Origin of the sequence: Pusillimonas sp., assembly GCF_035515275.1 — a bacterium.
GTDB lineage: Bacteria > Pseudomonadota > Gammaproteobacteria > Burkholderiales > Burkholderiaceae_B > Pusillimonas.
The window spans coordinates 61,166-87,249 of sequence record NZ_DATJBQ010000178.1 but is presented as its reverse complement, the minus strand read 5'-3'; the positions used below and the strand labels follow the sequence as shown (position 1 = coordinate 87,249).

Sequence of the window (26,084 nt, the reverse complement as noted above, 5' to 3'; positions counted from 1 at the left end):
CATAAATTTGCCCAGATAAGATCCAAGGTACACAGGAAGACGCCATGAGGCAAATTCAAATTTTTGTACTGGCCCTATTAATGACGCTGTTGGCGGGATGCTCTCCCGAGTACAACTGGCGCGAGGTCTCGGTGGACGACGGGGTCGGAATGGTGCTGTTTCCTGATAAGCCGCGTACTCACACCAGAGCCCTGCAGTTCTCGGGTCACGATGTTTCCTTCAACCTGACCACCGTCGACGTTGGCGATACGATTTTTGCAGTGGGGCACGCACGCTGGCCTGCCGCCATGGCCGGCGACCCCGCCTTGCGCGAAAGCATGGGTCAAACGGTTATTGCGTCGTTGTATCGCAATCTGGGTCTCGAGGCGCCGGTCGAACTGCCCGAATTTGGTCAACGATTTGAACTACAGGGTGGAAAATCCGGCAGTATGCTGCTTCAGGCGCAGGTGTGGGTAGCCGACACTGGCTTGGTCGAAGGCCTGGTCATGGGGCCCGCAGATGGCTTTGAACATGAGTCCGCACGGCAGTTTCTGGATTCGCTGGCAAAGACGCGCTAAAAACCGCCCTATGAAGCAGGCCTGCATGGTGCGCGGCGGTAATGGCGGCCTGGCGACCGCGCACCTGCAGCTTGCGACAGGCATTCTGAATATGAAAGTTGATGGTGCGTTCAGTTATGCCAAGGATGGCGCCGATCTCCCAGCTGGTTTTCCCCAGCGAAGCCCAATGCAGGCATTCGAGTTCGCGCCTCGATAGCGGCTTCATATGGTCTCCCGTGGTTCGCGGTGGTAATGCCCGCGTATATTTATATTTCTTTGAATAAGCAAATGTATCAACTTTATTCGTTTAGGTAAATCAAGGGCCTCCCCAATACAAGGTCGTAAATGTCGCGCGAAGGGCGCTGATGCTAGAATAGAAGGATGTATGTGGCGCCGATTTGCCTGATCCGCTTGCGGGCGCCTGATAAATCCAGCTAAAGAAGGTCCATATGGTCCCGCTGCATATTTCTTCCGAATCCGACGCATCCACATCCCCCGACGCCGTGGTGGTACCCGCAGGGTCCGTCGGTCTGGTCACCCCCCAATTCATTTCGTTCACCGAGCCGTTGCAGCTCAGCAGCGGCCAGGTATTGCCGTCTTACGAGCTGGCCGTTGAAACCTATGGCACGCTCAATGCCGACCGCAGCAATGCCGTACTGGTCTGCCATGCACTGAACGCATCGCATCATGTGGCCGGCATGTCGGCCGACAACCCCAAGGACATCGGCTGGTGGGACAACATGGTGGGCCCTGGCAAGGCGGTGGACACCGACCGTTTTTTTGTCATCGGCGTCAACAACATCGGCTCGTGCTTCGGCTCGACAGGGCCGGCCAGTATCAACCCGGCCACCGGCAAACCCTGGGGCGCCGCATTTCCGATGCTTACAGTCAAAGACTGGGTGCTGGCCCAAGCGCGGCTGGCCGACCACTTCGGCATTGAAAAGTTTGCGGCTGTCATGGGCGGCTCATTGGGCGGTATGCAGGCATTGGGTTGGGCCATTACTTGCCCCGAGCGCATTGGACATTGCATTGTCATAGCCAGCACGCCCAGGCTGTCGGCCCAGAATATCGGCTTCAACGAGGTGGCCAGGCGCGCGATTATTTCCGACCCGGATTTTCATGGGGGTGATTACTACGACCACGGCACGGTGCCCCGTAGCGGCTTGTCGGTGGCACGCATGATCGGCCACATTACTTATTTGTCTGACGATGACATGGCCGCCAAGTTCGGCCGCACACAGCGATCGCCGGGCAAGAACGGCGAATACCACTACGGCTACGGCGTTGAGTTCGAAGTTGAGTCTTACCTGCGGTACCAGGGCGAGAAGTTCTCGACCTACTTCGACGCCAATACGTATTTGCTGATCACCCGGGCGCTTGACTACTTCGATCCTTCCAGAGCAACGGGGGGTGATCTGGCCAAGGCGCTTAGTATGGCAACCGCCGAGTTCTTGCTGGTGTCGTTCAGCACCGATTGGCGTTTTCCGCCCTCAAGGTCGCGCGAAATCGTACAGGCCTTGCTCAAGAACAAAACGCCGGTTACGTACTCTGAGATTGACGCGCCCCATGGGCACGATGCCTTTTTGCTTGAAGACCCCCGATATCATGCGGTGGTGCAGGGCTACTATGACCGCATCGCACTGCAGTTGGGCTTGCCCGGGCGGCAATCCGTCAACGGCGTGCTGGCAAAGCAATCGCGAACCGGGGTGCCGACATGAGCCACACACCAAACCTGGCTGCGGGCAGCGCGGCAAGTCATGATGCCGGACTGGCGTTGCGTCCCGATCTGGCCCGCATCGCCAGTTGGATAGATCCAGGCAGCCGGGTGCTCGACCTGGGCTGCGGAGACGGCACCTTGCTGGCTTACTTGCGAGACCGGAAAAGCGTCGAAGGGGCGGGGGTCGAGTTTGACGACACGCGGGTCATTACCGCCGTGCGGCGTGGGGTGCGGGTGGTGCAGCAAAACCTTGAAGAAGGGCTGGCGCTGTTCGATGACCAGCAGTTTGACTCGGTGGTATTGTCGCAAACCTTGCAGGCCATGCATCATACCGAGCATATCCTGACCGAAATGGCTCGGGTGGCGCGTTGCGGCATCGTGTCGTTCCCCAATTTCGGCTACTGGCCGCACGGGTTTTCAATTCTGCGGGGGCGGATGCCGGTAACGGGCGAGATGCCCTATCAGTGGTACAACACGCCGAACATCCACTTGTGTACGCTTAAAGATTTCGAAGACCTGGCGGCCAAGCTCAAGCTGCGCATTACGCATCTGGCCACTTTCAATGGCGAAAACGAGGTAAAGTTTCTCGCCGGCTGGCGCAGTACCTTGGCGGTCTATCGCTTTGAATCGCCTATGGCGGCGCCAAAGTAAGAATCATCTGAACTCAATTGGGGGGCGATCATCGCTTCATTGACCAATGTTTACACCAGCCCGCGTGTGTTCCCGCTGCTGGTGCTGGGCTTTGCCAGCGGATTGCCGCTGGCGCTTACCAGCGGTACCTTGCAAGCCTGGGCCACCGTGGCGGGCGTATCGCTGCAGAACATCGGCTTTCTTACCCTGGTTGGTACAGCCTATACGCTGAAGTTTCTGTGGGCGCCGCTGATCGACCGCTATGCACCGCCATTTTTAGGGCGCCGACGCAGCTGGATGTTCTCCTGCCAGGTGCTGCTGGCCATTACCATAGCCTGCATGGGTCTCTTGTCGCCGGCAAACAATCTGCTGTGGCTGGCGCTGCTGGCGGTGTTGGTGGCGTTCTTGTCGGCCACGCAAGACATTGCCTTTGACGCCTATAGCACCGACGTGCTGCGCGACAACGAGCGGGCGGCCGGGGCCGCCCTGAAAGTGCTGGGCTACCGGCTGGCCATGATCGTGTCCGGCGGGCTTGCGCTGGTGCTGGCAGGTAGCTGGCTGGGCTGGGAGCATACCTACATGCTTATGGGTGCGTTCATGCTGGTTTGTGCCGTGGCCACTTTGCTGGCACCCGAGCCCGAGGTGGTGGTGGCGCCGCCGCGCACGTTGGCCCAGGCCGTGGTTCAACCCCTTGCCGAGTTCTTCAGCCGCCGCGGTGCGGTCATGATCCTGCTGCTGATTGTTCTGTATAAACTGGGCGACGCTTTTGCGGGCGCGCTTTCGACCACCTTCCTGCTGCGCGGCGCCGGCTTCAGCACCGAAGAGGTGGGCATGGTCAATAAGATATTTGGTCTGGCCGCCACTATTGTGGGCGCCCTGGCGGGCGGGGCGCTGATGTCGCGCATGGGCCTGTACCGCTCGCTGATGTGGTTCGGCATACTGCAGGCTGTGTCCAACTTCGGTTACTGGGTGCTGGCGGTTACGCCGCCTCATCTATATTCCATGGCCCTGGTCGTGGGCGTGGAAAACATCTGTGGCGGGCTGGGTACTGCTGCGTTCGTGGCGTTGCTGATGGCGTTGTGCAACCAACGTTTTTCAGCCACCCAGTTTGCCTTGCTTTCGGCCCTTTCGGCCGTGGGGCGTACTTATTTGGCAGGGCCGCTTACACCGCCGCTGGTCCAGAACCTGGGCTGGCCCACATTTTTTGTCTTGACGGTGCTGATCGCCGTGCCCGGCTTGCTTCTGCTGTGGTGGAAGCGCCGCGACATACGTGCTTTGGACGCCACACTGCAACAAGCCTGATGCGGCCGGCGAGGTTCACTGTTTTTTTGAGTTAGGGTGATGTTGTCATGCTTCGTGTCATTTCTGCCAACCTGAACGGCATACGTTCGGCAACCAACAAGGGGTTCTTGCCTTGGGCCCAGGCACAAAACGCCGATTTCATCTGCGTGCAAGAGCTCAAAGCGCAAGAAGCCAATATGACGCCGGAAATGCTGACGCTGCCGGGCGGCAAAGGCTATTTTCATTACGCTGAAAAAAAGGGCTATAGCGGGGTTGGCGTGTACACGCCCCACGAGCCCAACGACGTCATCGTGGGTCTGGGCGTACCCGAAATCGATGCCGAAGGCCGCTATCTTGAACTGGTGTACGACAAGCTGGCGCTAATTTCTCTTTATCTGCCCTCGGGTTCCAGCGGCGAGCACCGGCAAGCCGCCAAATTTGCATTCATGGAGCATTTCTTCGGCCATTTGAACGACCTCGCGCAGCGCGGGTGTCAGGTGGTCTTGTGCGGCGACTGGAACATCGCCCACAAAGAAATCGACCTTAAAAACTGGAAAGGAAACCTGAAAAACAGCGGCTTTTTGCCCGAAGAGCGTGCGTGGCTGACCCGAGTGTTTGACGAGCTGGAGTGGGTTGATGTGTATCGCAGCCTTTACCCGGACGCAACGGGAGACGCCTATACGTGGTGGAGCAACCGGGGCCAGGCGCGGGCCAATAATGTGGGCTGGCGCATTGATTATCAGATTGCCACGCCGGCCATTGCCGCCACGGCCAAACAGGCGTCCATATATAAAGAACAATGGTTCAGCGACCACGCGCCGTTGACCATCGATTACGACTGGGCGCTTTGACGGCTATCGCGCTGTCGCCCCATGGTTTATGCTGGCAGGTGCCTGACTTCCGGTGTCGCGGCGCCGCCATACTTGCGCCGGTTGATCTGGGCCTTTATCTGACCAGGAGCCATCATGAAGATTGTCGCCAGCGCCTTTTGCATAGCGGCCCTTGCCGCAACAAGTAGTGTTCAGGCCGCGCCCATACGCTACGAAGTCGAACCCACCCATACATTTGTCAACTTCGAGGTGATTCATTTCAATACCTCGACCGTGCGCGCCCGCTTTGACACGGTCAAGGGATTTGTCGAGCTTGATCGCGAAGCCGGTACCGGTAGCACCGAAATGACCATCGACACCGCCTCTGTCAGTTCAGGGATCGAAGGGTTCGACAAGCATCTTAAAACAGCCGACTTTTTCGACGTTGAAAAATTCCCCGAAGCCAAATTTGTCAGCAAAGAGTTCAAGTTCAACGGCGACAAGCTTCAATCGGTGAAGGGCGAGCTTACCCTGCTTGGCAAGACACAGCCCGTAACCCTGGACGGCAAGCGGTTCAATTGCTACGACCAGCCGGTACTTAAGGCGCCGGTGTGCGGCGGTGATTTCGAAACCACCATCAAGCGCAGCCAGTGGGGCATGAACTGGGGCATCGACATGGGTGTGCCCGACGACGTCCGGTTGTTGATCCAGATCGAGGCGGTAAGAAAATAAAAACCGGTCCCTTACATACGCACGAGCCGGCCTCTGACGAGCAGGCCGGCTCGTGCTTGTCTGGCGCGGTCAGGGCGCTGTGCTAGCGCACCGGCAGGAAGTTGAAGAACAGCAGGCCCTGCATGTAATTGATACCCACGCGGCGAATGTTTTCGTCAAGCAGGTTGGCCACCAGATCAAGACGACCAATCAATTGGCCGAACTCTCGCTCGAAGCTCAGGTTTGTTGATTCGTTGGAAATCTCGTTGGCCAGCAGCAGTGGTTGGCCATGTTGATTGCGTCGGCTGGCCAGCAGCCAGGCAGCGGCTTCGACGTTACGGGCTGCGTTGTACACGTGGGTGGCTTCCAGCATGTCCGAGGCATAAAAGCGGATTTTTCCCCCATGTGCCTGAACGATCATGTCGCTTAAACCCAGTACAAAGGCCGCAACCCGGTCACCCTGATATTGCGGGTCAAGCGCAACTGATAATATCTGGATGTCGCGCAGACCCTGCAGGCCCGGCGGCGGATGGCCTGACTCGATCGCCATGCGGCCGGCCAATATGGCAGCGTCAATGTCGGCAGCGCCCGTTTTGCGCCACTCGCTCGGGTTGCGGCGATATAATTTCTCTAGCAGCCGAGTCAGGCTGTTGAGGTTATCGCGCATGGCAATCGTAACGGTTCGATTGAAATCGGTCTGGGCCAATTGGTCAAACGACATCGTCTCGGAAGCCGGCCCCTCACCACGAGACACCGACGCAGGGCCTGTACACGCAGTTAGCCCTATTCCCAAGGTAACGATCATCAGCGCAATTCGGCTATGATTCATGCCGCTCCTGTTGCCATTGCTGTTTTTGCCAAGGCCGACCCTACCCTGGCCGGGTTTATCGCCCAAGACTTTATCAGAAAACCCGTGGCGCGCCTTTGACGGTGCCATGGGAGCCAAAATCGGGCCGGTCCAACCGCATCGGCCCACAGTTTGACAGGAACCACATATGTTCAGCTTTTCCACCGAGCAGCTAGCCCTTGAATGGCAAGCGGTGCTCGCGCGATTTCCGCGAGATGTCATCGAGCGGGTGGGCGAGCTCGGTGAGCGTAATCAGGTTGTTTTGGCCGACCATTTTTATGCTTGTTTGCTGAACGACCCTGCCGCCTCAAAGCTGTTGTCGCACGACCAGGTCCGAGACAGGCTGCACGGTTCACTGTGCGCCTGGGTATCCACCGTTTTTTCTGCACGTATCGACGACGACGTCAAGCCGCTGGTTGCCCTGCAAAAAAATGTCGGCCAGGTCCACGCGCGCATCAACGTGCCCGTTCACCTGGTATTGCGGGGCGCGCGCCACCTAAAAGAGCGTTTCGCTCAGGTTGTTCGCGAAGACACAGACCTTGAGCCGGAGAAACGGCTTGAAGGCATCATGTTCATGCAGTTGATCATTGACCTGGCCATGGAGATCATGGGCCAGACCTACTCCAGCTCGCACGAACGCAATAGCCGCAGCCAAGAGGCCTACCGGCTGTTCTCCGTCGTCCAGAACGTGGCGACAGAAAGGCAACGCCAACGTGCGGCGCTGCTTGATTGGGAAAACAAGCTTATGTTTGACCTGGCCGTGGGCCAGGATGGGGCGGTGCTGCCTCGCATCGGCGCCAGTGAGTTCGGCTTATGGTTCAGGCACAAGGGCGCCCATGCTTTCAGCGGGATGAGCGAGACTGCCGACATACTCAAAAGCATTCAATCCATCGACGACGAGCTGCTGCCCGCTTTCTCAGCTAAGAACGGCGAACCTGTCGATCGCTCGCAACTGCTTCGCGAGCTGCGTAACGTTTCTCAGACCGTGGCCTTGTCGCTTGATTCAATGTTCCAGCAGACCAGCGAACTTGAAGCCGGGCGCGATGCATTGACCAGGCTGTTGAACCGCAAGTTCCTACCGGTGGTTCTGTCCAAAGAGGTGGCCCACGCTCGTCAGCACGACACAGGTTTTGCCATACTTACTTTAGACGTCGACCACTTCAAAAGCATCAATGACGCACACGGTCACGAGGCAGGCGACATGGTGTTGCAACAGTTGGCCGTGCTGCTCAGTGATAACAGCCGGGCAGGCGACTATACCTTTCGCCTGGGGGGCGAAGAGTTTTTGATTTTGCTGGTCGATATCGACGAAGAGTCTGCGCTGCGGGTGGCCGAGAAACTGCGTCGTACCGTCGCAGCCGAGCCGTTCGATTTGCCCGGCGGCGACCATAAGCTTTCGATCACGATGAGCATCGGTGTGGCGCTATACGACGGCCATCCCGATTACCAGCATACCTTGCGTCGCGCCGACAAAGCCCTGTATCAGGCCAAGCATTCGGGCCGCGATTGCATTGTGGCTGCCTAGAAAAGCCGCGAAAGCGTCAACAGCCTGCGGCGCTGCTCAGGGGGCTTCGCGGCGTTCAAGGCTTGCTGACCTGCAGCAATACTGCGGCAATGCGTTCGGCGTCCCGGTAGCCCGGGTTATCCAGCTCTTCGCCGAATACGTCCGGATCCAGTTCGCGATAATGCCAATCTGCCGTGGCCTTTTCAAGGATCGGACGTGCGCTTTTCAGAAACGTATCCTGGCCGTCAACAATGGTCGCCCCGGTGTAAAGAAGCAGGGTTCCCCCTGGGGCCAGGCGCGACAGTGCGGCCGTTAGCATGGCCACCGCCAGGGCCTGCCCGTGGCTGCCGCCACCATGCCTGTAGGTGCGTTCCAGCGGGTCATTAAGGTAAGGCGGGTTGGCCACCACCAGGTCGAATTCGCCTGCCACGCCATCGAGCAGGTTGCTGCGACACAGCTGGAGCCCCCCCGCGCCGGCCATTTGAGCGTTCACCGCTGTAAGTCGCAAGGCGGCCTCATTGATGTCTCCGGCCCATACTTCGGCCTCAGGCCTTGCCAGTGCAATGCTCAGCGCGCCGGCTCCGGCACCGCAGCCTATGTCAAAAGCGCGCCGGATGGGTTGCCGGCGGCTTTGCAGGTAAAGCTGAATGGACTGAGTGAAGCGATAGGTGTCAGGGCCAAAAAATACCGCATCTGTTTCCGACGTGGGAAAGCCCGAGTGCCAGTAAAGCTGGTCATCAAGGGCGGAAAGGCGAAGGCGGCTTTTCCAGCCGCCTTTGATGCGCACCGGCAGCAGCGCCTGTTGCATCAGCTGGTATAGCTCGGGCGAGATTGCATCGGCCTTGAACGGGCGGTTCCACCCTAGAACGCCGCGCATGTCGGTGGCCCATTGGTTTTCGGGGCGGCTGTTTACACGGGCGTGCGTGCTGGGGCTGGGGGTGGTAAAAGAGTAGTCGTGCCGGCGTGCAAATGCGGCTAAACGCATTAGCGCCGGGTCTGCATGTTGCAAGAAAACGGGTTGATCCTGCATGGGTACCCCCGGGGGTGGGCAAGGGTTCCAAATTAGCATGGGGCCGAGCGCAGCGGCAAATGCCGCGCTTGGTCGGCCCCGGGCATGTGGGTTGCTATTCAAAGGCATTTGGCGAGCTTGGTGAAATCGAATGCAGAACAGAACTACTAGCGAATCAACCCTGGGCTGGGCCCTGAGCGAAGATCACCCTTCTGGTGTCGGCCAGGCACGTGCCCACTACGAGCTTCTGTATCAGGCGCCTGCACAACAAGGGTCGGAAGCCTCTTTCGACTACCTCGAGCAGTGTCTGGAACAGGCCGGCAAACTGCCCTGCGATCTCCCCGCGTGCGAGTCGGGCCTGATCGAATGGATGGCACAACGGCACGAGATCGTGGGACGCCAGTATCTCGACTACCTCCAGGAACGGGAAGCCGGTGCGCCCCGACGTTATTTTTCCAGTCGGTCGCATGCCTTGTACTTTTTGCGCGGGGTGGCGCCGACCAAGCTGGTGGACGGCGCCTGGCTTTACGGCGCTTTAAGTCAATGGTGGGACGACCGTTATCGGGGCCTGATCCGTATATATCTTGAAGAACTGGGCGAGGGGCTGCCGGCGGACAACCACGTGGTGATGTACCGGCGGCTGTTGGCGGCTAACGATTGCGAGCAATTGGATGCATTGGATGATGCGCATTACGTGCAGGGTGCGATTCAACTGAGCCTGGCGCGAAGCGCCTCGCACTATCTGCCCGAGATCATCGGTTTTAACCTGGGGTATGAACAGTTGCCGCTGCATCTGTTAATAACCAGCCACGAACTGAAAGAGCTGGGCATCGACCATTACTATTTTCAGGTGCACGTTACGGTAGACAACGCCGGTAGCGGCCATGCGCGCAAGGCCCTGGAAGCAGTAACGCGTTTAAAGCCGGCCATGGGCGACGACAAAAACTATTACCAACGTATACGGCGCGGCTATTTGCTGAACGAGTTGGGCAAGGGCACCGTCGAGGTCATTGACTCTTTTGATCTCGAGGCCGAAATGGCGCGCATTATGGCGCAAAAAGCGGTTCATGGGCGGCACATGCATTCCAACAGATGTAAGGTGGCGGGCCGTACGATCAATCAGTGGCTGTCCTGCGTCAACGATATTCCCCGTTTTTTGAACGAGCTCGAACGACACGGATGGTTCAAAAGAAATTGCAATCCCGAGCAAAGCCGTTTCTGGAATCTGCTTTCCCAAGGGGGCGATATGTTCGGTGTCTTCAGCGGCTACGAGCGCCAGGTCATTCACGATTGGATCTGGGGCGATGCCCTGCCCAGGAAGGCTCGCAGCCTTGGCCCGTCGGAAGGCAAGCACGGGCAAAGCATAATCGGCAGTATGTCGGCCGCCTCGTCCGGTGCAATCGATGCGGGCCTGCCCACTGACGCTGCGGGCGACTTTGCGGCAGAGATGCGCAAAATGGAAGAGCGTCTGGTGCAGGCCTCTGATCGTCGCGAATTGATGGCCGAGCTGGTGCGCATGCTGGACCCTTCGGTGCACCATACACCGCCGGGGTTGTTGGCGACACGGATGTTCAGTCGCTTGCTGCGCGCGGCCTGACTGTTGCGGAGCGCGCCTGGTGGGTCGGTAAAGCAGGCCCGGAATAGGGGCCAGGGATGCGTTAAATTTAGCTGATCGAACTTTTTTTGGCCGGCAATCGCTGCTTTTCGGGCCATCGGTTTTATGACCTGCGGTTTATGCTCGATAATACGGCTTTCAAGTATTTATCAGTTGAGTCATGGCCGACACCAATTCCCGCACCGACTTCGTTCGTTTTTCTCTAGAGCAGGGCGTATTGCGCTTTGGCCAGTTCAAGGTCAAATCGGGGCGTGTAAGCCCCTACTTCTTTAATGCAGGGCTGTTCAACTCGGGTTCATCCGTGGGCCGCCTGGCAAATTTCTACGCCGAGGCACTGATTGATTCCGGGGTAGAGTTCGACATGCTTTTCGGCCCTGCCTACAAGGGTATTCCCCTGGCAACCGCAACGGCCGTCGCGCTGGCCAACCACCCTGCAACCGCCGAGCGCAATGTGCCCTTTGCATTCAACCGCAAAGAAGCCAAAGACCACGGCGAAGGCGGCGTATTGGTCGGTGCGCCGCTCGAGGGGCGTGTGGTGATTATCGATGACGTGATTACGGCAGGCACCTCGGTGCGCGAGTCGGTGCAGATCATTCGCCATGCCGGCGCCGAGCCCGCGGCCGTGCTTATTGCGCTTGACCGCATGGAACGAGCCGGCGCCGACGACGCGCTTTCCAGCCACTCGGCTGTGCAAGACGTGGCCGGCACCTACGGCATTCCAGTGGTCAGCATCGCTTCGCTCAGCGACATCATGGCGCTGATGCAAGGCGACCCTCAATTTGGCGAGCATCGCGAGGCCGTAGCGGCTTACCGCGACAAATACGGCGTCAGCTGATGAATCCGGCCTGGGCCGCAGCATAGCGGCCCAGGCCGGTGCGCCGTCAACCCAGTTTTTCTTTCAATAACTGGTTCACTTGCGCCGGGTTGGCCTTGCCTTTGGCTGCCTTCATTATCTGGCCCACCAGCGAATTGAAGGCCTTGTCCTTGCCTGCCCGATATTGCTCGACAATGGCGGGGTTGGCGGCAAGCACGTCGTCGATCATGGCGCCAATGGCACCCGAATCGCTAATCTGCTTCAGGCCCCGGGCCTCGATAATGGCGTCGGGGTCGCCGTTGTTCTCACCCGACCACATGGCCGTGAACACGTCGCGCGCGATCTTGTTCGAGACTGTGCCGTCGATAATGCGAGCAATCAGTGCAGCCAGTTGTGGCGGCGCCACGCGGCTTTGATCAATGGGCAGTTCGTCGCGGTTAAGCGCAGCCGAAAGTTCGCCCAGTATCCAGTTGGCGGCGAGCTTGGCCTGATCCTTGGGAAGTTGGGCGGCGGCCTGTTCGAAGTAATCGGCGTAGGCGCGATCCATGGTGAGCTGAGACGCGTCGTAGCTGGTCAGGCCCAGCTCGGATTCAAACCGTTGGCGCTTGGCGGCGGGCAGTTCGGGCAGAGCCTTGCTTACTTGTTGAACCCACTCGTTGGTAATGACCAGTGGCGGCAGATCGGGGTCGGGAAAATACCGGTAATCGTCAGAGTCTTCTTTGCTGCGCATGCTGCGCGTTTCGTCGCGATCGGCATCATACAAACGGGTTTCCTGACGTACCGTGCCGCCGTCTTCGATAAGCTCGATCTGGCGGCGGGCCTCGTATTGAATGGCGCGCTCAAGAAACCTGAACGAGTTAAGGTTTTTGATCTCGCAACGGGTGCCGAATTCAGCCTGGCCCTTGGGGCGAACCGAAACGTTCGCATCGCAGCGAAATGACCCTTCTTGCATATTGCCGTCGCAAATGCCCAGCCACACCACCAGCCCATGCAGGGTACGAGCGTAGGCTACGGCTTCGGCGGCCGAGCGCATTTCGGGCTCAGAGACGATTTCGAGCAGCGGCGTGCCAGCCCTGTTCAGGTCAATGCCCGTCGACGACTCGCCGTGCGGCCCCGTGAAGTTTTCGTGCAGCGATTTACCGGCGTCTTCTTCGAGGTGCGCGCGTGTTAGGTTGACGGTGTGTTCTTGGTCGCCGACAAAAAAGCGCAGCGAGCCGCCTTGCACCACCGGCAGCTCAAACTGGCTGATCTGGTAGTTTTTGGGCAGATCGGGATAAAAATAGTTTTTGCGGGCAAAGATCGACTGCGATGCAATCTGGGCGCCCACGGCCAGACCAAAGCGTATGGCGCAGTCGACTGCGCCCCGATTGAGCACGGGCAGGCTGCCGGGCAAGGCCATGTCGACCTCGTTGGCCTGCGTGTTGGGCGCTGCGCCAAAGCGCGTGCTGCTGTTCGAAAAAATCTTCGATTCAGTAGCGAGCTGGGTGTGGGTTTCCAGCCCGATGACGATTTCCCATTCCATTATTGCTGTTCCGGTTTACGTTGATGCCAGTCGGTGGCTTGCTGGAAGCTGTCGGCAATGGCCAGCAGACGGCCTTCGTGGAAGTAGTTGCCGATAAGCTGCAGCCCAATGGGCAGCGGCTTGGCCCCTGAGCTGAAGCCGCAGGGAATGGACATGGCCGGCAGGCCCGCCAGGCTGACGCCCAGCGTGTAGATATCGGCCAGCCAGTCGGCGGTGGGGTCGTCGCGGTTTTCGCCGATACGCTTGGCTACCGACGGCGAAACCGGCCCCATGATGACGTCGCAATGGTCGGCAAAGGCCTGCTGGAAGTCGTTGGCGATCATGCGGCGAACGCGCTGAGCCTGCAGGTAGTAGGCGTCGTAGTAACCATGGCACAGCACGTAGGTGCCCACCAGTATGCGGCGCAACACTTCGGGGCCGAAGCCTTCGGCGCGCGAGCGGCTGGTCATGTCGGCCAAGTCGCCATAAGTGTCGCTGCGGTGGCCGTAACGCACGCCGTCGTAGCGCGACAGGTTGCTGGAGGCTTCGGCCGGGGCAATGACGTAATAGGCGGGTATGGAGAGCTTGGTGCGGGGCAACGAGATTTGCACTCGTCGGGCGCCCAGTGATTCGTACACCTGCAGCGCTGCTTCGACCGCCTGAGCCACTTCCGGTGCCAGCCCTTCGTTGAAGAACTCTGCAGGCACGCCGATGCGAAGACCTTGCAAGGGCTTGGCGCCGGCGGCTTGCTGCTGGGCCAATGCGTCGTTGAATTCGGCCCGCACCCGGCCGGGCTGGTTGGGCACGCCGTCGCAGTCGGGCAAGCTGGTGGCGTCGCGTTCGTCAAAGGTGCTGATGGGGTCGAGCAGCTCGAGCAGGTCGCGTGCGTGGCGGGCTAAAGGGCCAGCCTGGTCGAGGCTGGAGCCGTAGGCCACCATGCCAAAGCGCGACACGGTGCCGTAGGTGGGCTTGATGCCGCTGACGCCGCAAAACGCCGCGGGCTGGCGTACCGAGCCGCCCGTGTCGGTACCTGTGGCCGCCATGACCAGGCCCGCTGCCACGGCGGCGGCAGAGCCGCCCGACGAGCCACCGGGCACCGCGTCGGTATCCCAAGGATTGCGGGCCGGGCCAAAGGCCGAGTTTTCGTTGCCCGAGCCCATGGCGAATTCGTCGCAATTGAGCTTGCCCACCGAAACGGCACCGGCCTGTTCAAGCAAGGAAACCACGGTGGCATCGAAGGGGCTGGTGTACTGAGCCAGCATTTTGCTGGCTGCCGTGGTGCGCCAGCCTTTCGTGACGAAAACATCTTTGTGGGCGATAGGCACGCCGGTCAGGCTGCCGGCCTGGCCGCTTGCCAGAAGGGCGTCGGCCGCCCGCGCCTGGGTGCGGGTAAGCTCGGCATCGACGTGCAAGAAGGCGTTCAGGTGCGAGGCCGCCTGTACGGCATCAAGCGCGCTGTCGGCCAGCTCAAGCGCACTGACCTTTCTGGTTTTCAGGGCCGAGCGCAGCGCTTCGATGGAATCGAATTCGGAATGTAAAGGCATGGTGGGCATAGTTACTCGATGACGGTGGGCACCAGAAAGAGGCCCTGGGCGGTGGCAGGAGCGTTGGCCATGAGCGCGGCGCGTTGCGTTTCGCTGCCCGGTGCGGCCTCGTCCTTGCGCAGACGCAGGCTAATGGCCTGATGGGCCGAAAGCGGATGCGCCATAGGCTCGACGCCCTGCGTGTCGACAGCCTGAAGCTGTTCGATCAGGCCCAGAATGCCGTTCAGTTCGTGGCGGGTTTGCTCGGCCCCCTGAGGGGTAAGGGCAATGCGAGCGAGATTGGCGATGCGTGCAACGTCTTGATCGGTAATAGCCATAAGATTGGGGGATGTTATTGGGGGAATGCCCGCAATTTAAGGTAAGCAGGGCAAAATCACTGCTGGTTTGAGTAAATTATAAGTTATCATTAAAAGCTTAGCCGTCAATGGCCCGGTTGTCCTTTGTATTCCAATCTTTTCGACAATAATTCCTGCACATGTTCGGATTCCTCCGTAGTTATTTCTCCAGCGATATGGCGGTTGACCTGGGTACCGCCAACACGCTTATTTACGTCCGGGGCAAAGGCATTGTGCTTGATGAGCCCTCTGTGGTGGCCATTCGTCACGATGGAAGCGCCAGCGGCAAAAAAATCATTCAGGCGGTAGGCCGCGAAGCCAAGCAGATGCTTGGGCGTGTGCCGGGCAACATCGAAGCCATTCGCCCCATGAAAGACGGCGTCATTGCCGACTTTACCGTTACCGAGCAGATGCTCAAACAGTTTATTCGCATGGTGCACCCGCGCAGCATGTTTGCGCCCAGTCCGCGCATCATCATCTGCGTGCCTTGCGGTTCCACCCAAGTCGAACGCCGCGCCATTCGCGAATCGGCCCTGGGGGCGGGCGCCAGCCAGGTGTTCCTTATCGAAGAACCCATGGCCGCCGCAATCGGTGCCGGCCTGGCCGTGTCTGACGCCAGCGGTTCAATGGTGGTCGACATCGGCGGTGGCACCACCGAAGTTGCCGTTATTTCTTTGGGCGGCATGGTGTACAAAGGCTCGGTGCGTGTCGGCGGCGACAAATTCGACGAAGCCATCATCAATTACATTCGTCGCAACTACGGCATGCTCATCGGCGAACCCACCGCCGAGCTCATCAAAAAAGAGATCGGCTCGGCCTTTCCGGGCGCCGAAATTCGCGAAATCGAAGTCAAAGGACGCAACCTGTCCGAAGGCGTGCCCCGTAGTTTCACCGTCTCATCCAACGAAATCCTCGAATCGCTCACCGATCCGCTCAACCAGATCGTTTCGGCCGTTAAAACAGCTCTCGAGCAAACGCCCCCCGAGCTGGGCGCCGACATCACCGACAAGGGTATTGCACTGACCGGCGGCGGTGCGCTGTTGCGCGACCTCGACCGTCTTCTCCAAGAAGAAACCGGGTTGCCCGTGGTGGTGGCCGACGACCCGCTCACTTGCGTCGTTCGCGGTTGCGGCGAAGCCCTTGAACACCTCGAAAGGCTGGGTACGGTTTTTATTTACGATTAACGCGGCAGGCCTTGGGCCTCCGGGCATGTGAAGGCAAGCGCGGTCAACAATGCAAGAACAAGCGACGATCAGGCTATTCAAGCGTGGACCGACCGCCGAGTTTCGGCTGTTTTGCTTCGTAGTCCTGGCTCTGGTTCTGCTTATTGTCGACACCCGCTGGCGCGCGCTTGATCCAGCACGCGAGGTCATCTCGGTGGCTCTATACCCATTCCAGCGGGCCGTCATGGTGCCCCGAGACGCCATTTCCGCCGTCAGCGACTGGACCGACGCAGCCTCATTGGCCCGTACTGAAAAAGAAGCCCTGCAGCGTCAGCGCATTGAGCTGGCCCAGATCGCCACGCACGCGGCACAGCTTTCGGCTGAAAACCAGCAGCTTCGGCGCTTGTTAAGCGTGGCCGACATGGTGGTGCAGCCATCGGTGGCTGTTCAGGTGTTGTACGAGCCGCCCAATGCATTTACCCGGCACCTGGTCTTTGATAAGGGCCGCAACAGCGGCATTTTGCCCGGCATGCCGGTCATTGACGAGGGCGGAGTGGTGGGCCAGATCGTGCGGGTCACCCCTTTTACCTCCGAAGCAGCGCTGCTCAACGACGAAAAGGTGTCGATACCGGTGCAGGTGTTGCGCAATGGTTTGCGACTTATTGCCTTTGGTGGACACCCCGACGGCAAGGTCGAAGTGCGCTACCTGACCAACGACACTGACATCCAGCCCGGCGACGTCCTGGTCACCAGCGGGGTGGGTGAGCTGTTTCCGGCGGGGCTGTCGGTGGCCAAGGTTGACGAAATCATTCGCGATAACGCTTCTGGGTTTTCAACGGCCGTCGCCACGCCGTTGTCGCACCCAGAGCGCTACCGGCATTTTCTGGTGCTAAGGGTCGAGCCCGCTCACCACGACGCAGAGGACGAATCTGATGGCTCAGCGTCGCCCAATTAACACCACAGGCCGGATGCCCGTGCACGGCAAGTCTTCGCTCACCAAGCTCGAGCCCATCGACGTCACCCCCTTTCGTCGTCCGTCAGGGGGGCTGTTCATCTGGGGCTCCATTCTGCTGGTGTGGATCATTTCATTGCTGCCCTGGCGGTTGTGGCAACCGGCGCCCGATTTACTGCTGCTGGTCATACTGTTCTGGTGTCTGAACGAGCCGCGCCGCGTCGGCATGACCACCGCGTTTGTGTTCGGCCTGCTTATGGATGTGCATGACGCCGGCCTGATGGGCGAGCAAGCGCTGATTTACGTATTGGCCGCTTACGGAACCATTGTGCTGTCCAGGCGTCTACTACACTTCAGTGCTTTGGCTCAGGCCGTGCACATTTTGCCCATAGTCGTCGCCTCCGAAGCCGTAGCGCGCATCGTGCACGCCTGGCTGGCAGGCGAATGGACAGGCTGGACCTGGGTCTGGTCGTCACTGTTCACTGTGGCCTTGTGGCCGCTGGCCGACACCCTTTTACACCTTCCTCAGCGGCGTCGAGACGAAATCGATACCGGCGCCGGCTGAGGTTTCGAGCATGTTTGAGTACAAAAGAACCACCTTGCATCAGAAGCGCCGCATGATGCTGCGTATCTGGGTGGCCGGAATCTTTGCACTGGCCTGTTTCTTAGGGCTGGTGGGGCGGCTGTGGTATTTGCAGGTCGACCGTTACGAAGGCTTTGCCGCAAGGGCCGAAGAAAACCGCATTGCCGTCGTGCCAGTGCCTCCGCGCCGGGGCGAGATCCTTGATCGTAACGGCGTGGTTCTGGCGCGCAACTACCGTGACTACACGCTCGAGATTGTGCCGGCCAATGTCAAAAACATGGACGCCCTGCTCAAAGAGCTTAATCCCATTGTTCACATCAGTGCGTTTCAGCGGCGTCGCTTCGAGCAGGCGCTGAGTCAGTCCGGGCGGTACGCCAGCGTCATATTGCGCAATAACCTTACCGATCTCGAAGCCTCGTGGTTTGCGGCGCATGCGTACAAGTTTCCGGGCGTTGAGCTCAAGGCGCGGTGGGTGCGCGAGTATCCTCAGGGCGAGTCAGCCGCCCACGTCATCGGCTACGTGGGACGTATTTCTGAGTCTGACATGGAGCAGCTCGAAGAAGAGGGCACGCTAGGCAACTATCGGGGCACCAACAGCATCGGCAAAAAAGGCATTGAAAAAACCTGGGAGCGCACCCTGCACGGCCAGACCGGCGTCGAAGAAGTGGAGGTCACCGCTTCGGGGCGGCCCGTGCGCACCTTGCATCGCACCGACCCGGTGCCGGGTTCCGATCTGATGCTTTCTTTGGACATCGGCCTGCAGAAAATCGCCGAGGAGCAGTTTCAGGGCCGACGGGGTGCGCTGGTGGCCATCGAACCGGGTACCGGCGAGGTTCTGGCTTTTGTTTCGGCCCCCTCATTCGATCCCAACCTTTTCGTCGACGGCATCGATGTAGACAGTTGGCGCGAACTGAACGAATCACCCGACTATCCGTTGATCAACCGGCCGCTCTACAGCACCTACCCCATTGGTTCCACATACAAGCCATTTGTCGCCCTGGCCGCGCTCGAGCTAGGTGTGCGTTCGCCCACCTTGCGCATTTCCGACCCCGGCTACTACGAGCTGGGCGGACAGCGTTTTCGTAACGCCGCCGGTGCCGTGTATGGCCCGACCGATATGCACCGCGCCATTGTGGTGTCGTCCGATACCTATTTTTATTCGCTGGGGCCCGAAATCGGTGTCAACGCGCTGCACGATTTCAGCAAGCAGTTTGGCTTCGGCCAGCTGACCGGCATCGATCTGGATGGCGAAAAACGGGGCGTTTTGCCTTCTACCGACTGGAAGCGCCAGTCTTATCGCAAGCCGGAGCAGCAACGATGGTATGCCGGAGAATCCGTTTCGGTGGCGGTCGGGCAAGGCTATAACGCCTTTACCCTGCTGCAGCTGGCTCAGGCCACAGCTGTCCTGGCCGATGGCGGCGCTTATGTGGAGCCTCATTTGGTCAGCAAGGTTCATCACCCTGAAACCGGGGCGATCCTTCCTACCTCTAACAAGCCAACCCATGTCATCGATCTTGATCCCGCCAACCTGAAGGTCGTTCGTGACGCCATGGTCGATGTTCTGAAATCCGGAACAGCCCGCCGCGCCTTTGCCGATGCGAAGTACCGGGCGGCGGGCAAAACGGGCACCGCGCAGGTGTTCAGCCTTCGCGGTGCGAAGTACAACGCCGCCCAGATTGACGAGCGGCTGCGCGACCACGCCTTGTTCATGGCTTTTGCGCCGGTCGAAAACCCAAGCATTGCCCTGGCGCTCATCGTTGAAAATGGTGGTTGGGGCTCCACTGTTGCTGCGCCGGTTGCGCGCACGGTATTCGATTACTGGCTTGACCCTGAGCGCGTCGCCAAGCGCAAGCAAGACGCCCTGCGCGCCAAGAGTGTCCCGGCGGGCACGACGCCGGGCAAATCTCATCCGGGCGTCGATGGGCAAAAGGCGGATATCGAGCAGGTCCTGGCCCCCACTGACGGGGCTCCTGACTCGCCCGCTCCGACTGTTTCAGCCACGCCGGTAGCACGGCCCCCGGAGACATCGTGAAAACACTGCTGCATGGGGTGCTGAAGGCGTTGCGCTGCCTGGACTGGCCGCTGCTGGCCATACTGATATTGATGAGCCTGCTGGGTCTGGTGGTCATGCACTCAGCCGTCGGCGGAACCGATTGGCGCTTTGCCGACCAGTCGCGGCATTTCGTGTTGGCCTTCTTTGTCATGTGGATGGTTGCCGTCATTCCATTACCCAGACTGATGCAACTGGCGCCATGGTTTTATAGCGCTGGCATAGTTCTGTTGCTGGGAGTGGAGTTTTTTGGCGAAACGAGCAAAGGCGCCACACGATGGCTCGACCTGGGTTTTGCCCGTATACAGCCATCCGAAATGATGAAAATTGCGGTGCCGATGATGCTTGCCTGGTATTTTCACCGGCACCAGGGCAAGATCGGCATTCTCGATTTTTTTGCAGCGGCCGCGCTGCTGATCCTGCCGTTCGCACTCATTGTGCTGCAGCCCGACCTGGGCACGGCCTTGTTGGTGTTCGCCTCGGGTTTTTGCGTTATTTATTTTGGCGGGCTGTCGTTCAAGCTGCTGGTGCCTGTGTTTGTGTTGGTCCTGGGGGTTTTGGGTTCGGTCGTTTATCTTGAGGATCAAATCTGTGAGCCAGGGGTCGACTGGGTGGTACTGCATGAATACCAGAAGCACCGTGTCTGCACCTTGCTTAATCCGGGCTCCGACCCCTTGGGCAAGGGGTTTCATACCATTCAATCGATGATCGCAATCGGCTCTGGTGGTATTTATGGCAAGGGCTATATGCAGGGAACGCAGTCGCACCTCAACTTCATCCCCGAGCGCACGACCGACTTCATTTTTGCGGTCTATGCAGAAGAGTTTGGCCTGTATGGTGGTGTGATGCTGCTGGTGTTGTACGGGCTGTTGATATTGCGCGGCCTGGCAATTGCGGGGCGCGCCCATACGCAGTTCGGGCGGCTGCTGGCGGGGGCGATGGCCATGATGTTCTTTGTGTATGTATTCGTGAACATCGGCATGGTGATGGGCATTTTGCCGGTAGTCGGCGTGCCGCTGCCCTTCATGAGCTATGGGGGAACGGCGTTGCTGACGCTGGGAATTGCTTGCGGGATACTGATGAATATCAGTACTTATCGGCCGGTGCGGCGTTAGGGTTTTTTATCGCTACGTTTTACGGGCTGCGTTTCTTGGCTTATGTTGCTGTGTTCTTGGCCCGTTCCTGCGCTGCGGGTATAGCCTTGGTCGGGCGGAGGCACTCGGCCTTCGGCCCGCCTGTCCTGCTCGTTCGCGCCTTCGCGCTACCTACGCAGGCGCCTGGCTCTCGCGCCAACGCCCGCCCAAGGCTATACCCGCATCCCAGGAACTACGTTGGCGTCATGCGGCGGCCATACAGGCCATCGAGCAATTTTCGAACCGGCGTAGGCAAAGCTGCATCGGGCAGTTCCGCAGTTTGCAGCCAGATGTGGCTCGGCGCAGTCTCCATGACAAGCCCGCCCTCGGCCACCACCAGCCAGGGCTCGATATGCAGCTTGAAGTGTGTAAACGTATGCGAAAGCCCCGCCATTTTTTGGCTGGGCGAAAGCCTCAGCCCCCAATGAGCACACGCGCGCTGCAGCTCATCGTAGGTGTCGAACTGAGGTAGGCTTAACAATCCGCCCCAGATCCCAGAAGAAGGCCGCTGGTGCAGCAGCACAGAATCGGAGTGCTCCAGAATCAGCATCGCACAGTGTCGCTCAGCGGGCCGTTTGCGTGCCTTGGGCGTGGGCAGTTCATGTTGCCGTGCTTCTTGCCGCGCATGGCAGCCGTTAGTCAGCGGGCAGGCCGCGCAATTTGGCCGTGTGCGTGTGCATACGCCCGAACCAAGGTCCATCAGGCCTTGCGTGTAGGCCTTCATGTCCAGCTCGGTCGGGGCCGCCTCAAGAGCCTTTTCGGCCGTCTGCCAGAGCAACTGTTCTACCGCCCGCTTCGACGGGTCGCCTTCAATGCCGAAATAACGGGTAAAGACCCGTTTCACGTTTCCGTCCATGATGGGGCTGCGCTCGCCATGCGCGAACGCGGCAATGGCTGCGGCTGTCGAGCGCCCGATGCCCGGTAGCGTCATGATGTCGGCGGCAGCGTTCGGGAATCGGCCTTCCCACAACTCGCACAACACTTGGGCACATCGGTGCAGATTGCGGGCGCGAGCATAATAGCCCAGGCCCGCCCAGTACGGCATGACCTCTTCTTGTGTGGCCTGGGCCAGCGATTGCACCGTCGGAAAACGCTGCAGAAATCGCTGGTAATAGCCCATAACCGTGGCTACCTGCGTCTGTTGCAGCATGATCTCGGACAGCCAGATGCGGTAGGGGTCTTTGGTATCTTGCCAGGGCAGGCCGTGGCGCCCATGCGCACGCTGCCATAACGCTACGGTTTGTGCAAAAGCTTGAATGCCGGCTTCTACGCGCGGGGCGGCTTCCGGTTTGACGGTAATGCGGGCTGACATTAAAAGCGGGTGTTTCGCGTAACCGACCAGCGCGCCGAAAGTGCGCCCAGTATCGCTACGACCACAACTGCCAGCAACAAGCTGGCGGCGTCGGGCAGGCGCAGGGTCAGTTCAGTGCCGTAGCTGCGCGCCAGACGCATCAGTGCGGCGTTCAGCGGCATGAGGGCAAGGTATGCCAGCACAATAGCGGCCAGCCCGGCGGTAAGCCCTGTCAGCGCACCCAGATACAGAAACGGTCGGCGCACGAATGATTCGGTGGCGCCTACCAGTCGGGCCACGCCGATTTCTTCGCGTTGCGTCAATGCCTGCATTCGCACGGTGTTGAACACCGTGGCCAGTACCACCAGCGCCACGCCTATGGCCAACAACAGCAGCCCGATGCGCGCAAAACTTAAAATCGCCTCGAGCCGCTGAACCCAGGCGCTATCGTGTTGCACCAGGTCAACTTGCGGCAACCGACGCCACTGTGTGGCCAGGTTGTCGGCATGGCGGGCCAGGTCGGGATGGTCGTGCAAGGTGACAATTACTGCATCGGGCAGGGGGTTTGAAGGAAGCGCCGCCAACGCTTGCGTCCAGTTCGGGTTTGAGCGCAGTTTTTTCAGGGCTTCGTCGCGCCCTACCACGCTGATCGTGGCAATGTCGTTGCCATGCTCCGCCTTTAACGTTTGCGCCAGCTCGGCACCTGCCTTGGCGTCGGCTCCTGGCGACAGGAATACTGTCATTTCGGGCGAAACCGATAATTGCCGGGCCACGGGTTGCGCCGTGATCAGAATGGCAGCGCCTAAAATGGGCACGGTCAGCGTAAGCGAAATGACAAGCAAATTGGCCAGCGACGAAAAAGGCTGCGCCAGCAGCCGGCGCACGGCCACAGAAATGGCGTAACGGTGTTGCCTAAGCCAGCGCCTCATGCCGCCACCCCTTTGCTGTCAATGAATTTCCCGTGGTCGATCGAGAAGGTGCGTGAGGCGTAAGCCGCCATGAGCTGGCGGTCGTGGGAGGCGATAAGCGTGGTGACGCCCACTCGATTGAAGTCGCGGAACACATCCATGATGCGCCGCGCCGTATCCTGGTCGAGGTTGGCCGTGGGCTCGTCAACAATGAGAATTGCCGGGCGATTGACAATGGCCCGGGCAATGGCCAGGCGCTGCTGCTCCCCGCCCGAGAGCTCTATGGGGTTCATGTCTTCTTTACCCGACAGGCCTACTTTTTCGATGGCAGCGCGAGCCCGGGTTGCCGCTACGCCGGTTTCGAGCCCTATTACCTTGAGCGGCAGCAACACATTGTCGATGGCGTTGCGGTCGTAAAGCAGGTGCGTGTCCTGAAGGATGATGCCGACCGCCCGGCGCAAATACGGGCGCGCGCGCGAGGGCATTTTGTCGATACGCTGATTATTCACCGAGATGCTTCCGCGGCTGGCCGGCTCGAGCCCGCCTATCAGCTTGAGCAGCGTAGACTTGCCCGCGCCCGAAGGGCCTGACACGAAGATGAATTCGCCGGGCTCGACGCGAAAGTTGATGTCCGAAAGTATGTTTCGGCTTCGTCCGTAAGACTTGAAAACGTGCTGAAATTCGATCATGGCGGGGTGGAATCGGGAGCCTTGCGGTAGCGCGTGGTTGGTTATGCTATCTTGCCTGAGAATTGTATCTAATGAGCCCATAAAACGTTGCGATGACGACGAAAGTGCCTGTTTCTTCATCCCGACCACCTCCACGTCCGCATTCCGGCTTGCGTTGGCGGGCGCTGCTGTACCAGGCAGTGCTCCTGGCTGCGGTCGGGCTGGTGGTGTGGTACCTGCTTGCCAATACCCTGGACAACCTGCGGGCGCGCAACATTGCCACCGGCTTCGGTTTTTTAGGTGACGAGGCGGGGTTTGCCATTGGTGAATCGATGGTGGCCTACACACCTGCCGACACGTATGGCCGCGCCCTTTGGGTCGGGGTACTCAACACCCTTCGTGTAGCCGCCGTGGGCATTGTCGGGGCCACATTGCTTGGCACCCTGCTTGGTATAGCGCGCCTGTCGCACAACTGGTTAGTGTCGGCTGCGGCGGGCACCTATATTGAAACCATGCGCAACATTCCTTTGTTGCTGCAATTGTTTTTTTGGTATGCGCTTATTACAGAAAGCACGCCCAGCCCGCGTCAGGCGCTAAACCCCCTGCCGGGGGTCTTTCTTTCCAATCGGGGCCTGGCCATCCCGTGGCTGGAAGGGGGTGCACCCGGCATTACCGTCTTGATCGTGCTGCTGGCACTGGCGGTGTGCGTTGTGCTGTACCGTCGCGCCGTACGGGATCAATCAACAGAGGCTTACCTTGCTGTTCGCATGCTGCCGGTTTTGCTCATGTCGGTGGCATTGTTGACGGCCTGGTGGGCCGGGGGCCCGATGCAGTGGCAAGTGCCGCAACTTAAAGGCTTTAATTTTCAGGGTGGCCTTACACTCAGCCCCGAGTTCGTCGCCCTGTTGGTGGGCCTGGTGCTGTATACCTCGGCGTTCGTGGCCGAAGTGGTGCGTTCGGGTATTCAGGCAATCGGGAGCGGGCAATGGAATGCCGCGCGCGCCTTGGGCCTTGCGCCCCGGCAGGTATTGCGGTTGGTGGTGCTGCCGCAGGCGCTGCGGGTCATTGTGCCGCCCATGACCAGCCAGTATTTGAACCTGACCAAAAACAGTTCCTTGGCGGTCGCTATCGGTTACCCCGACATCGTTTCCATCGCCAACACCACCCTTAACCAGACCGGACAGGCCATTGAAGGAATCATGGTGATCATGGCCGCTTATCTGACTGTCAGCCTGTCCATCTCGGTTCTGATGAACTGGTACAACCGCCGGATAGCCTTGGTGGAGCGTTAGATGGCCGGACACACTACTGCCGCCTACCCGCACACCGCGCTCAAGTCATGGCCAGCGCGCCTGGCTGCCTCGCTGTTCGGCTCCCCGCTGAATGCAGTGCTGACAGTGCTGCTTGTATGGCTGTTGTTCATGGCTGTGCCAGCCGCGCTCGAATGGTTGCTGTTCGATGCGGCCTTCGACGCCGCCGACGCCCAGGAATGCCGCAGCGTTTCCGGTGCCTGCTGGGCGTTCGTGGCCCACAAGCACCGGCTCATCCTATTAGGCATCTACCCCTATGACGAGCAGTGGCGTCCTTTGTTGGCCAGCGTCATACTGGTCGCCGTCATTGTGTGTAGTTGCATTCGCCGGTTCCAGCGAAGATGGCTGGCGGGTGTGTGGCTTATCGGTTTAGCGGCCGCAGGCATCTTGATGTGGGGTGGGGTTTTCGGTTTGGTGCCGGTCGAAAACCGCCTGTGGGGAGGCCTGCCTCTGACGCTGATGCTGGCCACTTTCGGGGTGGCGGGCGCTTTTCCGCTAGGCGTGCTGCTTGCCTTGGGACGTCGTTCCGAGCTGCCTGCGATCAAGGCAGTATGCGTTGTTTACATTGAACTGATCCGGGGTGTGCCCTTGATCAGTCTGTTGTTCATGTCATCGGTGATGCTGCCGTTGTTTTTGCCCGAAGGTGTGGGCATTGACAAGCTCCTTCGGGCGCAAATCGCCATCATCATGTTTGCGGCGGCATATATTGCCGAGACCGTACGTGGAGGCCTTCAGGCCATACCCAAGGGCCAGTACGAAGGGGCCGCGTCGTTGGGCCTTGGGTATTGGCAGACCATGGGAACGGTCATACTGCCGCAGGCCCTGACCGTGGTCATCGGGCCGCTTGTGGGTATTTTCATCTCTTTGTTCAAAGATACCTCGCTCGTCATGATCATCGGCATCTTCGATCTGACCCAGGCGGCCAAGGTGGCCATATCCGACCCCCAGTGGCAGGGCTTCAGTGCCGAAGCCTATGTGTTCATTGGCGCCATTTATTTTGTCTTCTGTTTTGCCATGTCGCGCTACAGCCGTTGGCTCGAGCTAAGCCGTCGAACCGAATCCACGCGTTAGGCAATGCAAGCCGAAAGACTATTGAAGAGCGGGGGCACAGTGTTGTGCGCCGGGCGTCGAGGGCGCAGAAACCATCGGTATTGTGCCCAAGGGAGCTGCGGT

At 59.5% G+C, this 26,084-nt stretch carries 25 protein-coding genes; 16 read left to right on the top strand and 9 right to left on the bottom strand.

All coding sequences use genetic code 11. The features are described 5' to 3' along the window. Window positions 1-44: 44 nt before the first annotated feature. Window positions 45-557 carry a hypothetical protein gene (locus tag VL003_RS13285; protein WP_325443255.1) on the top strand — a complete coding sequence of 171 codons (513 nt, stop codon included), beginning with the start codon at window positions 45-47 and terminating at the stop codon, window positions 555-557. Here VL003_RS13285 and VL003_RS13280 read toward each other — a convergent pair. Beyond that, window positions 484-762 (bottom strand): helix-turn-helix domain-containing protein, encoded by a 279-nt coding sequence (locus VL003_RS13280; RefSeq protein WP_325443253.1) that lies wholly within the window; start codon window positions 760-762, stop codon window positions 484-486. The genes VL003_RS13285 and VL003_RS13280 overlap by 74 nt on opposite strands. A 223-nt stretch (window positions 763-985) precedes the next feature. Between VL003_RS13280 and metX the strand changes: the two genes are divergently transcribed. The 5 genes from metX to VL003_RS13255 all read left to right on the top strand — a co-directional run bounded on the left by metX (window position 986) and on the right by VL003_RS13255 (window position 5,705). Then, window positions 986-2,254 carry a homoserine O-succinyltransferase MetX gene (gene metX / locus VL003_RS13275; protein ID WP_325443250.1) on the top strand — a complete coding sequence of 423 codons (1,269 nt, stop codon included), beginning with the start codon at window positions 986-988 and terminating at the stop codon, window positions 2,252-2,254. Then, a complete protein-coding gene (gene metW / locus VL003_RS13270; protein ID WP_325443248.1) occupies window positions 2,251-2,904 on the top strand; it encodes a methionine biosynthesis protein MetW in 654 nt (217 codons plus the stop codon). Before metX ends, metW begins: the two co-directional genes overlap by 4 nt. Before the next feature lie 39 nt (window positions 2,905-2,943). Continuing rightward, the gene (locus VL003_RS13265) at window positions 2,944-4,185 is read left to right on the top strand and encodes a muropeptide transporter (RefSeq protein WP_325443246.1); all 1,242 of its coding nucleotides are present in this window, start codon (window positions 2,944-2,946) and stop codon (window positions 4,183-4,185) included. Between the two features lie 47 nt (window positions 4,186-4,232). Beyond that, entirely contained in the window at window positions 4,233-5,015 is a 783-nt protein-coding gene (locus VL003_RS13260) for an exodeoxyribonuclease III (RefSeq protein ID WP_325443244.1), read from the top strand. A gap of 114 nt (window positions 5,016-5,129) precedes the next feature. After that, window positions 5,130-5,705, top strand: coding sequence for a YceI family protein (locus VL003_RS13255; RefSeq protein WP_325443242.1), 576 nt, complete (start codon window positions 5,130-5,132; stop codon window positions 5,703-5,705). An 82-nt stretch (window positions 5,706-5,787) separates the two neighbouring features. Here the strand turns inward: VL003_RS13255 and VL003_RS13250 are convergent, their stop codons facing one another. Further along, window positions 5,788-6,513 carry a hypothetical protein gene (locus VL003_RS13250; RefSeq protein WP_325443240.1) on the bottom strand — a complete coding sequence of 242 codons (726 nt, stop codon included), beginning with the start codon at window positions 6,511-6,513 and terminating at the stop codon, window positions 5,788-5,790. Between the two features lie 166 nt (window positions 6,514-6,679). Here VL003_RS13250 and VL003_RS13245 point away from each other — a divergent pair, with 166 nt between their 5' ends. Beyond that, window positions 6,680-8,056: a diguanylate cyclase gene (locus tag VL003_RS13245; RefSeq protein ID WP_325443238.1), complete on the top strand. Its 1,377-nt coding sequence runs from the start codon at window positions 6,680-6,682 to the stop codon at window positions 8,054-8,056. A 55-nt stretch (window positions 8,057-8,111) separates the two neighbouring features. Here VL003_RS13245 and VL003_RS13240 read toward each other — a convergent pair whose 3' ends face one another. After that, a complete protein-coding gene (locus tag VL003_RS13240; protein ID WP_325443236.1) occupies window positions 8,112-9,065 on the bottom strand; it encodes a class I SAM-dependent methyltransferase in 954 nt (317 codons plus the stop codon). A gap of 130 nt (window positions 9,066-9,195) precedes the next feature. Here VL003_RS13240 and VL003_RS13235 point away from each other — a divergent pair, with 130 nt between their 5' ends. Next, a complete protein-coding gene (locus VL003_RS13235) occupies window positions 9,196-10,641 on the top strand; it encodes an iron-containing redox enzyme family protein (protein ID WP_325443234.1) in 1,446 nt (481 codons plus the stop codon). Between the two features lie 178 nt (window positions 10,642-10,819). Beyond that, entirely contained in the window at window positions 10,820-11,494 is a 675-nt protein-coding gene (pyrE, locus tag VL003_RS13230) for an orotate phosphoribosyltransferase (RefSeq protein WP_325443232.1), read from the top strand. A 46-nt stretch (window positions 11,495-11,540) separates the two neighbouring features. Here pyrE and gatB read toward each other — a convergent pair whose 3' ends face one another. The 3 genes from gatB to gatC are packed head-to-tail and all read right to left on the bottom strand — an operon-like array spanning window position 11,541 to window position 14,835. After that, entirely contained in the window at window positions 11,541-12,995 is a 1,455-nt protein-coding gene (gatB, locus tag VL003_RS13225) for an Asp-tRNA(Asn)/Glu-tRNA(Gln) amidotransferase subunit GatB (protein ID WP_325443230.1), read from the bottom strand. After that, a complete protein-coding gene (gene gatA, locus VL003_RS13220) occupies window positions 12,995-14,527 on the bottom strand; it encodes an Asp-tRNA(Asn)/Glu-tRNA(Gln) amidotransferase subunit GatA (protein ID WP_325443228.1) in 1,533 nt (510 codons plus the stop codon). The genes gatB and gatA overlap by 1 nt, the downstream gene beginning before the upstream one ends. A gap of 2 nt (window positions 14,528-14,529) precedes the next feature. After that, complete coding sequence (gatC, locus tag VL003_RS13215; protein WP_325443227.1) at window positions 14,530-14,835, bottom strand: Asp-tRNA(Asn)/Glu-tRNA(Gln) amidotransferase subunit GatC; 306 nt, start codon at window positions 14,833-14,835, stop codon at window positions 14,530-14,532. 158 nt (window positions 14,836-14,993) lie between these two features. Here gatC and VL003_RS13210 point away from each other — a divergent pair, with 158 nt between their 5' ends. Genes VL003_RS13210 through rodA form a run of 5 tightly spaced genes read left to right on the top strand, consistent with a single transcriptional unit; the run spans window position 14,994 to window position 20,716 of the window. Further along, the gene (locus tag VL003_RS13210; protein ID WP_325443225.1) at window positions 14,994-16,037 is read left to right on the top strand and encodes a rod shape-determining protein; all 1,044 of its coding nucleotides are present in this window, start codon (window positions 14,994-14,996) and stop codon (window positions 16,035-16,037) included. A gap of 49 nt (window positions 16,038-16,086) precedes the next feature. Further along, complete coding sequence (gene mreC / locus VL003_RS13205) at window positions 16,087-16,971, top strand: rod shape-determining protein MreC (protein WP_325443223.1); 885 nt, start codon at window positions 16,087-16,089, stop codon at window positions 16,969-16,971. A 13-nt stretch (window positions 16,972-16,984) separates the two neighbouring features. Then, window positions 16,985-17,533, top strand: a complete 549-nt coding sequence (gene mreD, locus VL003_RS13200) for a rod shape-determining protein MreD (RefSeq protein ID WP_325443262.1) — start codon at window positions 16,985-16,987, stop codon at window positions 17,531-17,533. Window positions 17,534-17,543: 10 nt separating this feature from the next. Further along, entirely contained in the window at window positions 17,544-19,583 is a 2,040-nt protein-coding gene (mrdA, locus tag VL003_RS13195) for a penicillin-binding protein 2 (RefSeq protein ID WP_325443221.1), read from the top strand. Beyond that, a complete protein-coding gene (gene rodA / locus VL003_RS13190; RefSeq protein ID WP_325443219.1) occupies window positions 19,580-20,716 on the top strand; it encodes a rod shape-determining protein RodA in 1,137 nt (378 codons plus the stop codon). The genes mrdA and rodA overlap by 4 nt, the downstream gene beginning before the upstream one ends. A gap of 211 nt (window positions 20,717-20,927) precedes the next feature. Here the strand turns inward: rodA and mutY are convergent, their stop codons facing one another. Genes mutY through VL003_RS13175 form a run of 3 tightly spaced genes read right to left on the bottom strand, consistent with a single transcriptional unit; the run spans window position 20,928 to window position 23,622 of the window. Continuing rightward, window positions 20,928-22,046 carry an A/G-specific adenine glycosylase gene (gene mutY / locus VL003_RS13185; RefSeq protein ID WP_325443217.1) on the bottom strand — a complete coding sequence of 373 codons (1,119 nt, stop codon included), beginning with the start codon at window positions 22,044-22,046 and terminating at the stop codon, window positions 20,928-20,930. After that, window positions 22,046-22,954 carry a cell division protein FtsX gene (locus VL003_RS13180; RefSeq protein WP_325443215.1) on the bottom strand — a complete coding sequence of 303 codons (909 nt, stop codon included), beginning with the start codon at window positions 22,952-22,954 and terminating at the stop codon, window positions 22,046-22,048. The genes mutY and VL003_RS13180 overlap by 1 nt, the downstream gene beginning before the upstream one ends. Next, window positions 22,951-23,622 carry a cell division ATP-binding protein FtsE gene (locus VL003_RS13175; RefSeq protein ID WP_325443213.1) on the bottom strand — a complete coding sequence of 224 codons (672 nt, stop codon included), beginning with the start codon at window positions 23,620-23,622 and terminating at the stop codon, window positions 22,951-22,953. The genes VL003_RS13180 and VL003_RS13175 overlap by 4 nt, the downstream gene beginning before the upstream one ends. A 92-nt stretch (window positions 23,623-23,714) precedes the next feature. On the opposite strand from VL003_RS13175, the gene VL003_RS13170 reads away from it, so the two are divergent. Further along, complete coding sequence (locus tag VL003_RS13170; RefSeq protein ID WP_414708309.1) at window positions 23,715-24,893, top strand: amino acid ABC transporter permease; 1,179 nt, start codon at window positions 23,715-23,717, stop codon at window positions 24,891-24,893. Beyond that, window positions 24,894-25,982, top strand: a complete 1,089-nt coding sequence (locus VL003_RS13165) for an amino acid ABC transporter permease (protein ID WP_325443209.1) — start codon at window positions 24,894-24,896, stop codon at window positions 25,980-25,982. Window positions 25,983-26,084 lie beyond the last annotated feature (102 nt).